The organism is Janthinobacterium aquaticum, assembly GCF_009208565.1.
Lineage (GTDB): Bacteria > Pseudomonadota > Gammaproteobacteria > Burkholderiales > Burkholderiaceae_D > Janthinobacterium.
In genome coordinates, this window is the sequence record NZ_WFLK01000018.1 from 88506 (window position 1) to 102919 (window position 14414).

9 protein-coding genes and 2 tRNA genes are annotated in these 14414 nt (G+C 57.3%); 4 read left to right on the forward strand and 7 right to left on the reverse strand.

What is annotated here, in order from left to right; translation table 11 throughout:
• Nucleotides 1–62 precede the first annotated feature (62 nt).
• From GCM43_RS23705 to GCM43_RS23720, 4 genes are read left to right on the forward strand one after another with little or no spacing between them, the layout of a single operon-like run.
• Nucleotides 63–308 carry a DUF1799 domain-containing protein gene (locus GCM43_RS23705; protein WP_193315727.1) on the forward strand — a complete coding sequence of 82 codons (246 nt, stop codon included), beginning with the start codon at nt 63–65 and terminating at the stop codon, nt 306–308.
• The gene (locus GCM43_RS23710; protein WP_152248361.1) at nt 301–5430 is read left to right on the forward strand and encodes a phage tail length tape measure family protein; all 5130 of its coding nucleotides are present in this window, start codon (nt 301–303) and stop codon (nt 5428–5430) included. Before GCM43_RS23705 ends, GCM43_RS23710 begins: the two co-directional genes overlap by 8 nt.
• Nucleotides 5427–6326, forward strand: a complete 900-nt coding sequence (locus tag GCM43_RS23715) for a hypothetical protein (protein ID WP_152248362.1) — start codon at nt 5427–5429, stop codon at nt 6324–6326. The genes GCM43_RS23710 and GCM43_RS23715 overlap by 4 nt, the downstream gene beginning before the upstream one ends.
• Nucleotides 6323–9625, forward strand: coding sequence for an SGNH/GDSL hydrolase family protein (locus tag GCM43_RS23720; protein ID WP_152248363.1), 3303 nt, complete (start codon nt 6323–6325; stop codon nt 9623–9625). Before GCM43_RS23715 ends, GCM43_RS23720 begins: the two co-directional genes overlap by 4 nt.
• A 67-nt stretch (nt 9626–9692) precedes the next feature.
• Here the strand turns inward: GCM43_RS23720 and GCM43_RS23725 are convergent, their stop codons facing one another.
• The 7 genes from GCM43_RS23725 to tolA all read right to left on the reverse strand — a co-directional run bounded on the left by GCM43_RS23725 (nt 9693) and on the right by tolA (nt 14390).
• Nucleotides 9693–10121 carry a hypothetical protein gene (locus GCM43_RS23725; RefSeq protein ID WP_152248364.1) on the reverse strand — a complete coding sequence of 143 codons (429 nt, stop codon included), beginning with the start codon at nt 10119–10121 and terminating at the stop codon, nt 9693–9695.
• A gap of 148 nt (nt 10122–10269) precedes the next feature.
• Nucleotides 10270–10345, reverse strand: a tRNA-Lys gene (locus tag GCM43_RS23730).
• A gap of 89 nt (nt 10346–10434) precedes the next feature.
• A tRNA-Lys gene (locus GCM43_RS23735) sits at nt 10435–10510 on the reverse strand.
• An 88-nt stretch (nt 10511–10598) separates the two neighbouring features.
• Nucleotides 10599–11357: a tol-pal system protein YbgF gene (gene ybgF, locus GCM43_RS23740; protein WP_152248365.1), complete on the reverse strand. Its 759-nt coding sequence runs from the start codon at nt 11355–11357 to the stop codon at nt 10599–10601.
• A 145-nt stretch (nt 11358–11502) separates the two neighbouring features.
• Nucleotides 11503–12027 (reverse strand): peptidoglycan-associated lipoprotein Pal, encoded by a 525-nt coding sequence (gene pal / locus GCM43_RS23745; RefSeq protein ID WP_152248366.1) that lies wholly within the window; start codon nt 12025–12027, stop codon nt 11503–11505.
• A 43-nt stretch (nt 12028–12070) separates the two neighbouring features.
• Complete coding sequence (tolB, locus tag GCM43_RS23750) at nt 12071–13336, reverse strand: Tol-Pal system beta propeller repeat protein TolB (RefSeq protein WP_413770983.1); 1266 nt, start codon at nt 13334–13336, stop codon at nt 12071–12073.
• Nucleotides 13337–13349: 13 nt separating this feature from the next.
• Nucleotides 13350–14390: a cell envelope integrity protein TolA gene (gene tolA, locus GCM43_RS23755; RefSeq protein WP_152248368.1), complete on the reverse strand. Its 1041-nt coding sequence runs from the start codon at nt 14388–14390 to the stop codon at nt 13350–13352.
• Nucleotides 14391–14414: the final 24 nt, after the last annotated feature.

The following is a 14414-nucleotide window of genomic DNA, read 5'->3' on the forward strand; positions in this document are numbered from 1 at the left end:
CCGATCTGGCGCGGGCCGGCCTGGAGGAAGAGGCTGAAGCCTACGCCAGACGACCCGCGCCCTTGTATGAATATTTTCCAGAAAACCAAACCATCATTGAGGCGTTCCTCAATTGCGATACGCAGTGGGTGCGGGTCGCAGTCGGGATGGCATCGATCATCACCGAGGGACTGAACTACTGCGCTCTCAAGTCGACGCTGGAAATGATGGGAGTCAAACGGCGCAGTTGGCCAGATGTACTCGACGGCATTCGGGTAATGGAAAACGCAGCGCTAAAAGTGATTAGAGAGAGAGAAAACCGTGGCTAACCAGGTTGTCGAATTCGGGATTCGCATTGCAGTCGACGGCCAGCAATCCGTGCCGGTCATTGAAAGCATCGATGGCGCCGCCAAGAAAATGGCTGCGTCTGTCGAGCAGGCTGGCCGTGCGATGGCGGACGGATTCACTGCAGGAACAGACGCGGTCGCCAAACAGGGCGAGGCGATAGCAAAAAAAGCGGAAACTGAAGAAGCTGCGACCGCGCGCATTAAAGCGATGGTTGCCGCGTCCCGCGAGCAGACGGCGGCGGCCGAGGCCGAGGCTCGCGCGGCCGAGCTGTCGGCTGTCAGTACCCGCCGCCAGGCCGATGAGAACGTGAACCTTGCTGGCTCGCTGGCACGCGCTACGGCACAAATGAGTGCGCAGATGGCTGCGCGCACTGGTGGAGCCAGTGCCGGCGGCAGCAGTGTTGCGTCAGAAGAGTCGCAAAAATTCGTCGCCAGCCTGCAGCGTCAGCACGATATGCTGGGTAAGAATGCTGCAGAGCTGGCACAGTACGAGGCGAAAATGCTGGGCGGTACTGCTGCAACCCAAAAACAGGCAGCGGCCATCGCCAGCAATACCGAGGCACTACGCAACATGATCGCGGCTGAGGAGCGCCAAGGCGCTGCAGCAGACAATTTCATCGCCAGGCTGAAAGACCAGGTTGCTACGGTTGGCATGTCGCGCACGGCGTTGCTCACCCACCAGGCGGCCCAACTGGGCGTGAGCCAAGAGGCTGCGCCGCTGATCACCCGATTTACCGAGGCGACCGAGGCTGCAAAAAAACATGCCGACGAAGTATCCAAAGCCACCAAGGGCCATCACGAATTTTCGTTCTCGACAGCTCAATCGAAAAAAGAGCTGATCGTTCTGGCGCATGAATTGAGCCAGAGCCGTTTCAGCAATTTTGGCGGCTCGCTGATGGTGCTGGCAGAACAAACTGGCGCCGCGTCGTTCCTGTTCAGCGGGCTGGGCCTGGCCATCCTGGCGGCTGTCGCTGCAATGGCTGGGCTGGCCTACGCGTGGATCAAAGGCGCGATGGAACAGCGCGAGATGAACAACGCACTGATCCTCACTGGCAACTACGCCGGCGAAACGGCCGATTCGCTCAATGCGTTGGCCCATTCTGCCGTTGAGGTGCACGGTAGCATCGGTGCTGCAAAACATGCAGTCACCGAGTTGGCCGCGTCAGGAAAATTCACTGGAGATCAGATCGGCTACATTACGCAGGCTGTGGTCGCCCTGGAGCATGGCGCCGGCATTTCCATCGAAAAAACCATTAAGCAGTTTGAGTCCTTGGCAGTACAGTCGACCGGTAGTAGCGCCCGTGCTACTGAGGTTATCTCGCGCGCCACTGTGAAACTCGATGACACCTACCACTTTCTGACCGAGGCAGTTTACGAACAGATACGCGCATTGGAAAAAGAGGGCGATGCTAAAGGCGCCAGCGCGGTGGCCACTGAGGAGTTTGCTCGCGTGATTCACGAGCGCGCAGAAGAAATGACCGCAAACCTGGGTAACGTCGCTAAAGCATGGCATGGCATCCGGGAAGCTATTGGCGGTGCCGTGGATGAAATCGGCAACTGGGGAAAGAAGGCGACGCCGGGTAGTGAAGTGGTGAGGCTGAAAGGCGAAATATCAAAGATCGATAGCGGTTTCTACTCAGGGCCGGCCACCCGAGGTCGCGCTACGTACAGCGACGAAGCGTTGGTCAGGATGCGTGCTGCAGCGGTCACTGATTTGGCTGAAGCCGAGAAGCAGCTGGCAGTTGTTGATGCGCAGGCGAAAAAGGATGGTGCTGAAAAATTGGCACAGTCCCAGGCCGTGCATGCCGCCTCACGCATCACGGCTGATAACGTGCGTCTGGAAAAGCGAGGACTGAACGAATTGCAGGTGGCGTTGCGCGGATATTACGAAGACATCGAAAAGATCAAGAAGGTCAACCCGGCCAGCGTGCTGGTCACACCCGAGGCAATCGCCGAGCATGTCAAGGCATTGACGGCAGCCCATAGCAACAAGCCGAAAGCAGCACGTGCCGACGCTGCTGACAACATCGACCTGAGTGACCAGCTGGCCCGTATCCAGGATGCCGTTACAGCGGAAAGAATGATGGTCGCGCAGCTGGGGAAAATTGACGACATGTTCCATGCCGCAGGCAAGCTGGGCGACGAACAGTATTACAAAAATAAACGTGACTACGCTGAAACCGCCGCCAGGGAAGAAATCAACGGCTACACGGCCCAGATCGCAGCCCTGCGCGCCCATCACGACCTCACGAAAGAGGAAGCTGCACGGCACGCCAAGCAGATCGCTGACATCGAGGCGAAGCGTCGGGTCGCCCAGCAAAAGGCTGACGACGAAACCAACCTGCTGGGTATGGCTCAGTTTCTGCGTCAGGAGGCCATAGAGTCGGCGTCTGACGATGCCATGAATAAATACATCAGTGGCCTGAACGCGGAAGCTGAAAAGATTGAGGCTGCTAATATCGGCCATGAACAGTCGCGCGGCGCCATCGAGCGTGAAACAGTCGCACGCCTGGACTTGGCCATTGCAGGTCAAAAACAGTTCATTGTGGAGCAAGGCATCACCGGCGCCACGCTGGCCGAGCTGGAGCAAGCGCCTAAAATCCTGAAATACCTCGAAGACCAGCGCGCTGCACGGTCGCGTATAGCTGACGGTCTGGACCAGCAGGATGTCGACAAAGGCATGAAGAAAGCGGCCGAGCGCGCTATTCAGGAATGGAAGTACGTCGGCACGTCAATCGCTGAAAGCCTGAGCAGCGCATTCGGTGCTGGCGGCAAGGCTGTTGGCAGCATGTTCAAATCCTACGCCGACAATGCCGCGCGCCAGATACAGATCGGCAAAGACCTAGCCGAGGCAACCAAGGGCCGTAGCGACGCCGACCCCGAGAAGTTGCGCCTGACCGCAGCCGCGCAGCGCGAGTCGGCACGCGCCCAGGTGAAAAGCTATGGTGACATCACCAGCGCGGCCAAGGGCTACTTCAAGGAAGGTACTGCCGGCTACAAAGTGCTGCAGACGACTGAGCGTGCGTTCCGCACGGTGGAAATGGCAATGGCCGTGCAGTCGATGGTGCAGTCGCTGGCGGCTACCTCGACCAAGACCACGGCAGTGGTGGCTGGCAAAGCGTTTGAGTCGACAGCAATGCTCGGTGCAGCTGGCGTCGACACGGCCACCACCGGCGTTTCGATAGCCAACAGCGCGGCCAAAACGACAGCGTCGACTATCGCTGGCGTGGCCAAAGCGTTTGAGCAGCTGGGCGTATGGGGGTTTGTGGGGGCTGCAGCAATCATCGCGTTCATGGTCGGCATGGGGTCCAGCATGAGCGGTGGCGGCGGCCCGGCTGCGACCACGTTTCAAGAGCGCCAGAAGACCCAAGGCACTGGCACCGTGTTGGGCGATTCCACGGCGAAATCTGCCTCTATGGCCCGTTCACTGGAAATCATGGAGAAGAACTCGTCGCTGGAGCTGGGCTACCAGAACAGCATGCTGACCGCGCTGCGTAACATCGAGTCCGCCCTGGGCGGTGCTGCTAAGGGGTTGTTTCAGACGGCCGGTCTGACTGGTGGAAGTGCGTTTGGCACAGTGAACAGTGCAACTAAGAGCTTTTTCGGTAGCGACAAAAGCACCACGATTACGGATACCGGCGTGAAGTTTGCCGGCTCCTTGGGAGCGCTGCGCAGTGGAATGGCAAGCGGCGTTCAATACGAGGATGTGACAAAGAAATCGGACGGCGGCTGGTTCCATGGAAATAGCACAAAAAACTACACGAACACCCTCGCATTGAGTGCTGCGGCGATGAAGCCGTTCACACTTATTTTCGACAACATGGGTTCGCTATTGGTCGATGCCGGCGTCAAGCTGGGTGCCGATGGCAAAGTGTTGAATGACGCGATCAACCAGGTGGTGATCGATTTTGCAGTCAGCACCCGTGACCTCAAAGGACAAGACCTGGTCGACGCGTTGTCGGCCGGCGTGTCCGTGGCGTTTGATACGATCACTACAGCCGTCTATCCACAGATCGCCGAATTCCAGAAAGTGGGCGAAGGCCTGGGCGAAACCCTGGTCAGGGTGGCGTCGAATTACACCAGCCTCGACGCTATCATGCGCTCTATCGGCGCGGCGTTTGGTGCTGTCGGCATGAGTAGCCTGGCCGCACGCGAATACCTCATCGACCTGGTGGGCGGCCTGGACAAACTGCAGAATCAAACTGAAGCATTCGCCCAAGACTTCCTGAGCGAAGCTGAACGCCTGGCGCCGGTCACCAAGATGGTCACCCAGCAGATGGCAGCGCTGGGCCTGGCCGGTGTAACGACGCGTGACCAGTACAAAAATGTGGTGCTCGACCTGGCCAACTCGGGCAAGCTGGCCACCGAGGCCGGCGCCAAGCAGTACGCTGCACTGCTGGCCCTGGCGCCAGAGTTTGCCAAGGTCTATCCAGCGGCCGAGGATGCCGTCGAAGCGGCCAAGAAGATCACTGACGCATGGCAGTCGGTTACCGACAGCATCGTCGATGAGATTCGGCGTATTCGCGGCTTGCTCGGTACCGACAGCACGCAGTCGTATGCAGCGGCCCAAGCGTCGTTTGCGATAGCAACGGCAAAGGCGCGTGCCGGCGACCAGGACGCTGCAGCGTCGCTGCCTGACCTGTCCCAAGCACTGTTGTCGCTGGCTGAGTCCCAAGCACGCACGGCCCTGGAGCTGGCTGTGATACGCGGCCAGACAGCCGCCAGTCTGGAAACCACTGCTGCCACAGCAGTGAAGTACGGCGTTAAAGTTCCCGGCTTTGCCAACGGTGGTGACTTCGGCGGTGGCCTGCGCCTAGTCGGTGAGAATGGGCCTGAGTTGGAGGTTACCGGGCCGTCTCGCATCTATAACGCGGCGCAAACATCAGACATGCTTTCCGGTAGTGATAACGCGGCGTTAGTGGCTGAGATGCGTGCGATGCGTGAAGCACTGGCACGTTTTTCCGAGCAGTCTCAAGATGGTGATATTGCTATTGCCCAGAATACCGGCGCGTTGTTTCGTATCGTAAAGCGTTTGGCGGATGAAGGTTTTCTTGTGCGTGCTGATGTTGATCAGCCGTTACCTGTGACGGCGGTGCCGGCATGAAAATTATCCGCCCCTTAACCATTACCGATGGCATGCTGACATATAGCAATATTGCCGAGGATGACTACCCTATCTACAGCGCTACGGCAAGCTACTCCATCGGTGCAAGAGTCATGCTTGTCGATCCAGATACCCACAAGACCTACGCTTCGCTGCAGGATGAGAATGTAAACCACAATCCTGCGACCAGCCCCACTTACTGGGTCGAGGAAGGGCGGACGAATCGCTGGAAAATGTTTGATGCCAGTATTACGTCGCAAGCGTCGAACATGGATTCCATCGTCGTCTCCGTCGCGGCTAAAGGTATTGCCAACGGGATCGCCTTGCTCAATATCGATTGTGCAAGCATCCGAGTAACAGCCTCCGATCCGGTCGAAGGCATCGTTTTTGACAGAACCGTCAATCCTGCGGCCACATCTGGCATTAACGACTGGTATAGCTATTTTTTAGAGCCGATAGTCAGGGTAAATGACATCGCCTTTACCGACTTGCCAGTGTATTCAGACTTGATGATTACCGTCACGCTGACCAATGTTGGCCGCCTTGTTTTCTGTGGCGGGTTGGTCATTGGTCACGCTAAGGCTATGGGGATAACACAGCGTGGAGCAAAGATCAGCTTGGCTGATTACAGCGTTAAGGGGCGTGATTCGTTCGGTAATTTTAACGTTGTCGAACGCGCATTCAGCCGTCGCGTCACACTGCCGTTGTGGCTGGACGCCAGCGCTGTAGATCAAACATTCAACTTGTTGGCGCGTTACCGCGCTACGCCAATTGTGTACATCGGGATAGCCCGTTTCGGTTCCACCGTCGCGTATGGGTTCTATAAAGACCTGTCCATCGATATCCCCTACAAAAACTACGCTGTTTGTTCATTAGAAATAGAAGGATTGACATGATTACTGCACTGCCACCAGCGCCGTCTCGCGGCGATGATTCAGATGTGTTTGTCGCCAAGGCTAACGCTTTCCTCGCCGCGCTGCCAACGTTTGGCGTGCAGGCGAACGAAGCCGCCGCGCTGTTCCACCTCACAAGTCATTGGTTCGGCATTCAGGCGGTCGATCCTGTAACCAGTCCTCTCGGCGGCGCGCTGACTGCGGGTGACGCCTACTACAACCCGACCCTCGGCCAGGGCGGTCAGTTACGCATCTACTCAAGCGCTGCGGTTTGGCGAGGCTTCGATATCGACTCCGCTCAACTGGCGGCCGCCGACGGTGCGAGGCTGATTGGCCATGGCACAGGCACTGTAGAGGACGCGCTCAATAACATCGACGGCAACCTCAATTTCACAACTCTCGATACGGCCGCGCCAGCCGCTGATGCTGATTTGATGATCTTGCGGCAGGGATCGCAAAACAAAAAAGTATCTGTTGGAACTGTACGAAGTGAATTCGCCATCGATGCCGTACTGGCCAAAATCGCTGCGGAAGCGGCGCGCGATGCGGCATTGATTCAGGCTGGTGTATACACGACGGAAGCAGCCGGCAGGGCCGCCGTGACCGATGGCCAGGCATTCAAGGTGCAAGGCAATGGCGACGTGGCCGCGTTCGAATACCGTCGCATGAGTAGCGACACCTCGGTCTTGATTGCCTCGTATCCGTCGTCCGCCGCCCTGATCGGACCATCGCGTACCATCTTCCTGATCCCAGGAAAGAACCTGTTCGACAAGACGGCCGCAACGCTTGGGAAATACCTCACCGAGACTGGCGTACTCGCCGACAATCCTGTGTACAACGTTTCCGACTATATCGCTGTCAAGCCAGGCGAGACCTACTACGCAAACGCTTCGGGCATGCGCTATACCTGCTATTTTGACAAGGAAAAGATTGTGCGTGTCGGCGGTTCTGATGTCGGCACCTCGCCATTTACTGTTCCCCAAGGTATTTCGTATGTGCGTGTCACGATGTTCGCATCGGATATGGATGTCTTCCAGCTCGAAAATGGCCCGACTACGGCATACGAGCCATTTCAGTACCGCCTTGCGCTCCCTAATGGCGTGCTGATTGTTCCGCAAGCATCCTCACTTCCTGCTGGTTGGCTGCCAGGTGAGAAAATCGAGGATCGTGCGATTGGTGGCAATCATTTGCTCGACCAAGCAGTGACACCAATTCAGACCAACTTTCTGCTTGCCGGAAAGAACAAATTTAACCCGCGCACGGTAACGAAAAGTAAGTACATCACGGCCTACGGCGTGTTGATGAACAACGCCTCCTACGACACATCGGATTACATCCGGGTACGGCCAGGTCGTTACAAATGCAACACGGCCGGTATTCGATTCTCCTGCAACTACGATGCGGGTATGCGAGTGGTTGCAGGAGGTTACAACGGTGACGTCTCCGTGGACAGCCTGAACATCCCAGCCGGCGTTGCGTTCATCCGTATAGCTGTGGGGGCTGGGAGTGAATTTCTCCAACTGGAACAAGGTGTCGTTTCTACTGGATTTGAGTCGTACAGGCAATACCTGGGAGTCGACGGCGGCGCGCCTATCCTGGTGCCACCGCTTGCGACCAATTTCTTACCGCTCGGAAAGAACAAGTTCAACAAGAACACGGTAACAGTCGGCAAGTATCTTACCCCTAGCGCGGTCGAGGCTGACAACGAGAATTATGACTATTCCGACTTCATCCCAGTGCGCCCTGGGCCATACACGTTCAATTTGGCGACTATGCGGATGTCTTGTCTTTTTAATGAGAAAAAGGAGGTGATCCCTGGTGGCTACGATAGCGGTGCATTGCTTAATCACATTACGATCCCTGACGGCGTGGCCTATGTCCGGATCACAGTAGCGCACTACGGTGTTGAGGCAATCCAGATGGAAGAAGGGAATGTATCAACGCCTTTCGTGGAATACCGTTACGAACTGCGTGCCGCTGATGGCATTCCAATCGCGGTCGACAGCTCTGGCACTGGTTCGCCTGGGACGCCGGCCGTGGAGGCTCCGGTGCTGGCGACGACGCACTACGTGCCGGCAGGCAAGGAACTCGCGCTGTACTACGAAAACATCGTCAGGGATTTCCAGGCGCATGCTGGGCATATTGGTATCTCCAGTTCTCTGCCAGATGAGATAAATTCTCCCACCCGTGAAACCGGTGAGGCGCGCAAATTGCTGCCGGTGCTTGGCCAAGTCAATACCGCCGTCAATGGCAGCGCCACGGTTGTGGGCAGCGGCTTCGACGTCGTGGTGGGAGCGGCCGGAAAATGGTATCAAGTCAAAATTTCGGACCCAGCCAAAACCACGCCAGTCAATGTTCAGAACATCGGCGACAGTTTCACCGGACGCATGACATGGGCGAACGTCATCAACGCGACGCCAGCCGCAGCAGGCATCACCTATAGCGGCAACCGCAGGGCCAACTCCACCAATCAAACGGTGAAATGCGAGGGCCAAGGCGGCTGGACTATTGAAAGCTATTTCACTTTGGATAACCGTGGATATCTGTCGCCGTTCATGCAGCCTGTCAACGCCTACAAGCACTTCGGACCGACGTCATTTTGGGTTGACGCGAACTCGCAAATGCCGAGTTACAACGCCACTTTTTTCAACGACATTCGGGAGCAGTTCGACGCGGTAACGGGCCGGAAGAAAATGCCAGCCGTGAACGATGTGATGAGCGAGGGTGGCGGCTTCATCGTTTGGAATGGTGCGGCCTGGGTAGGGATTTCTCTCGCAACGTTGGGGGGCTTTGCTTTTAACTATGGCAAGTACCGGGCTACATGGGCAATCCAGCAGCCGAACATCCTGCATGTTCTGTTGGGCACCAACGACTTTTACAGCGCAGACGCGAACACGTTCCCGGCAATCTATGCTGCTTACAAGGCGCGGTATGAGCAGCTCATTGCCAGTGTAAAAGCCGACAGCCCGGCGTGCAAGATCATCGTCGGTGTTCCCGTATCGTCAGGGCGTCAGGGCGAGTACGGCACGCTCACTACCGAGCGCGTGAAGCGGACAATGTGGCTGCTGGCCAAGAACCTGAACTCCGACTTCGGTGAACGCGAGGCTGAGAGTATTTACTTACTGGACTACCACTCGATTGTCCATCGCGTCTACGGGTTCGATTTCACGCCAGAGAAACCGATGGCGGATTACAGTGGCCCTGATACATATAATTACATTACCGACATTACTCATTGTGGCGCACTCGGCTTCGCTCAGATGGGGAATGCTTACATGGGAATCATTCAGTATCTACGCTAAGGTATCCTCACCAAGAACCCGCTCCGGCGGGTTTTTACTTTAGGAATGAAGTGCTAAATCTAATGTCTTACTGTGCCAAATTGCGCGGCGCTTTACAGTCCTTTGCCGCAATCGGCTGCCGGTCCAGTGCCGATACCGGCGTAAAGTCGCCCTGGCTGCGCAGGTGCCGCACGTAGTGCACCAGCCGGCCGCGCGACATGAAGGCCAGCGACATTTCGCCGTCGTCCTGTAAGCCAGAGCCAAGCTGCCGCGTGCAATCGCTGGCTGGTATTTTCACCATTGCACAGATGTCGGTGCGATTTTTATACGGATCGAACAGGTAGACCTGATCCCATTCGAACTTTGTCGCTTCAGCCAGCCGCACGACCTGCGCATCGGACTTATTGGCCTGCGTGCCGATGGCCAGGCTGACGGGGTGGTGTTTGGTGCAGCCGGCCAGCATCAAGGCGGCAGAGAGCAGCAGGACGGTTCGGAGTTTTTTGTGCTTGGTCTGCATCGGCAGCGCCTTGAACGGGTTATGGCAGGAGCTGCCAGGACTGGATCAATGCAGATTGGCATGAAATGCGGGGGAGGGCAAGTGTGCAGAAACGGCAAATCAGAAAACAAAAAAGCCAACCGCGAACGGTTGGCTTCTGTGTAGTATTTGGTAGGCCGTGCGGGATTCGAACCTGCGACCAACGGATTAAAAGTCCGCTGCTCTACCAGCTGAGCTAACGACCCAAAAAACTCTTTACAACAACTTCGGTAACACTGAGCGGTAAAAAAATGCTTGCCGTGACTTCTGCAAGCAGTGCTTTACTGCGTATTCGTGGTAGGCCGTGCGGGATTCGAACCTGCGACCAACGGATTAAAAGTCCGCTGCTCTACCAGCTGAGCTAACGACCCGAAGAAGAAAGATTATAGGGGGTGAGCGCGATTCTGTCAAACGTCACGGCAAGATTTTCCGGCTCCCCGCCCATGCTTGCGCCTATGCTTATTTCTTGCCCGAGCGTTCCTTGGCCGTTTGCGCGGCCGAAGAGTCGGGGTAGCGCGAGATCAGCGCGTTGAGCGTCTTGGTGGCGTTGGCCTTGTCTTTCAGCTCGGTGTAGCAGCTGGCGATATTGAGCATGGCGTCCGACGCTTTCGGGCTGTCCGGGTAGTTCTTGACCACGGTTTGCTGGGCCGCAATGGCGCTCTTGCAGTCGCGCTGGGCGTAGAAGGCGTTGCCCAGCCAGTATTGCGCATTGGCCGCGTAGGCCGATTCCGGGTAGCGTTTGACGAAGGCGTCGAGCGAGGTGGCGGCCGACTTGTAGTCGCCCGACTTGAACAGCGCCAGGGCGGCTTCGTACGAGCTTTGTTCGGACACGCCCACAGCTGCTTCCTGGCCGTCGATGGTGACCTGGCGTGGCTCCAGCTTGCGCAGGCGGGCGTCGAGGTCGGTGTAGAAATCTTTCTGGCGTTTTTGCGTATTGGCCAGTTCATTGCCCAGCACTTCGATCTGGCCGCGCAGACGGGCGATTTCCTGCATGGTCTGGTCGTGCTGGCTGAGCATCGACAGGGTGCTGGTCTTGTCGGCCTTGGTGTCGAGGCGCGAGTTGATGTCCTGTGCCAGGGCATCGACCTTGCTGCGCAACTCCAGGATGGCCTTGCGGGCTTCGTCGTCGTCAAACAGGGCTGCGTTGGCGTGCAGGGGCAGGTAGGCGAATGCCGCCATCACGGCGGCGGCGAGGCCGGCTTTCGAAAATGTCATCATGGGTCGGGCTTTCAAAGGTTACGCAATCATGCAAACGGGGCGCGGTGCGGTAATTGACCGCGCAGCGCCCCATTATTATGCCTATGACTGGCCAATCAGGTAAGCACGAAAATAATCGCGGCTATCCCCGATGGCAGCATCGATATCAATAAACGATATCAGCGCGGCGGTTTTCTGCCCATGCTGCTTCGTTGCTGCCTTGTGCTTTAGGCTTTTCTTTGCCCAGCGATACGGCTTCCATCTGGCCTTCCGACACACCCAGAGCGGCCATCGATTTACGGACGGCTTCAGCACGTTTCTGGCCCAGGGCCAGGTTGTACTCAGCGCCGCCGCGTTCGTCGGTGTTACCTTGGATCAGGATTTTGCGCGAGGTGTTTTTGGTCAGGTAAGCGGCGTGGTTCTGTACCACGGCGGTGTCGGCTTCACGTACGACGTATTTGTCGAAGTCGAAGTAGACGCTACGGTTGGCCAGCACGCCTTTTGGATCGTCCAGCGGATCGACCGATGCGGTCGTCACTGGCTGAACTTGACGGTTGTCCACTGGTGGTGGGGCTGCTTTTTCAGGAGCGCGCTCGACCACTGGGGTTTCTGCCAGTTTCACAGGGGTGCTGCAAGCGGACAGCAGGGCTGCAGTGGCGGCGATGAAAGCCAGGCTTTTGAAATTACTCATTTTTATTCTCCGGGTCATGGTTAAAGGTGAAACTGTACTGCATTTACTTCATGAAAGGACCCCAGGTGGGCTCCTTGATATTGCCAGCTTGCGTAGTCAAACGCTGTTTGACGCGGCCATCCACCGATACCACTGCCAGCGACTTGCGTCGTCCGGATTCGGTCGCGTACATGATATATTTCCCGTTGGGCGAAAAGCTCGGTGATTCGTCGTTGGCGGTGTCCGACAGACGCAGTTCCTGGCCACTAGCCAGGTCGAGCGCGTAGAGCTGGAAATTGCCGTCGCGACGGGAAATATAAGCGAGTGTCTTCCCGTCGGAGGCGATCCGCGGGCTGATGTTGTAGGAGCCGCCAAACGTCACGCGCTTGGCATCGCCGCCGCTGACCGACATGCGGTAGATTTGTGGTCCGCCGCTGCGATCGCTGGTGAAGTAAATGCTTTGACCATCGGCCGAAAATTGTGGTTCTGTATCGATGCCGCTGCTGTTGCTGACGCGGCGCAGGCCGCTGCCGTCGGCATTGACGGTATAGACCTGGGTGTGGCCGTCGCGCGACAGGGCTACGGCCAGGCGGGTGCCGTCCGGGCTCCAGCTCGGCGCCGAGTTGCTGCCTTTTTCATTCGAGACGATGGTGCGCTGGCGCGTGACCAGGTTTTGCACGTAGACAATCGGCTTTTTCTTTTCAAACGACACATAGGCCACCTTGGTGCCGTCTGGCGACCACGATGGTGAAATGATCGGCTCGTTCGAGCGCAGCGCCACTTGGATGCCTTCGCCGTCAGCGTCAGCCACTTCCAGGCGGTATTCGCGGCCCGATTGCGTCACGTAAGCGATGCGGGTCGAGAAGGCGCCCTTGGTGCCGGTCAGTTTTTCATAAATGTCATCGGCGATCTTGTGCGCCAGCAGGCGGTTGAACTGCGGCGCGGCCGCATTGTTCATGCTCGACAGCTGGGTGCTCTTGATGGTGTCGAACAGCTTGTAGCGCACGTCCAGGCGGCCATCGGCCATCGCCTGCACGCTGCCGGCCGCCAGCGCATCGGCGCCGCGTGATTTCCACTGATCGTAGCTGACCGGCGCCGTTTCCGACATTTCCGCGCCATCGATAATCTTGAACACGCCACTGCGCGCCAGATCGGCCTTGACGATATCCGATATCGATTGCGGCGCTGCCGATTCGTTGGCGAAATTGGCAATCGCGACAGGAATCTGATTGCTGCCAATACCGGTAATTTCCACGCGCAACTGGGCCTGTGCGCCGGTGGCGCCGAGCATCAGCCCGGCACACAGCACCACGTAGCTCATTTTTTTCATGATCATCATTAGACTATTCCTTCATCTCGAATATAAGTTCAATCTGGCGTTCCACCGTGCCGTCTTTTTTCTTCGGCAGTGGCGACGATTTGTTAATGGCGTTTTCCACCGCGCTGTCATACGCCGGCAGGCCGCTACTTTTTATCTTCCGGACCGAAATAATATCCCCAGTTGGCAATTGCTCGATCTTGAACACGGCGCGCGGGTTGCCCGGCACGTCGGTACTACCGCTATACGCGATATTGCCCTTGATCTTGCTCGTCAGGGCAGCGACATAGCCGCTGTCCTTGCGTGGCGCGGTCGCTTTCTCGGCCGTGCCAGTCGTGCCGTTACCAGCCTGAGCCATCATGCGGTTCAGGTTGTCGGCACGTGCCTTGTCGGCCGCTGCCTTTTCTGCAGCTGCCTTTTTCGCCTTCTCGGCTTTTTCCGCCGCGGCTTTTTTGTCTGCCTTTTCTTTTTCAGCCTTGTCCTGCGCCGCTTTTTCCGCTTTCTCGGCTTTCTCTTTCTCGGCCTTTTCTTTCTTCTCTTTTTCCAGCTTGTTGGCTTTTTCCTTCTCCAGCTTTTCAGCTTTTTCTTTTTCTTTCTGTTTCTGCCTGTCCTTCTCCTGCTCGCGCTTTTCTTCTTCGCGTTCTTTCTGTTCCTGCTTGCGACGCTCTTCGGCGGCCGCCTTTTCCTTCTCTTCCTTCTGCTTGGCTTTCTTGCGCTCAAGCGCAATTTCCGCCTCGCGCGGATCGACTTTCGGCTCGGGCGCGACCACTGGCGGCGGTGGCGGTGGCGGCTCTTCCACCACCGGTTCCGGTTCAGGCTGCGGTGCCGGCTGTGGCTCGGGGTCAGTGGTCACTTCCGGTGGCGGTGCGGCCGTCTGCACCTTGACGTCCCACACCTCCGCTTCGACCGCCACCGGTTCCGTATTTTGCCAGTGTACGCCTACCCACAGGAAAAACAGCAGGCCAAGATGCATGGCCAGCGCCATGCCCAGCGCGGGCCAGCGGCTTTTCTCGCGCGGCACGCTGTAGGGCTTGCCTAATACATGGTCGGTTTGTTTGTTCTGCAAAGTCGGGTCACTCTAAAAACGGTC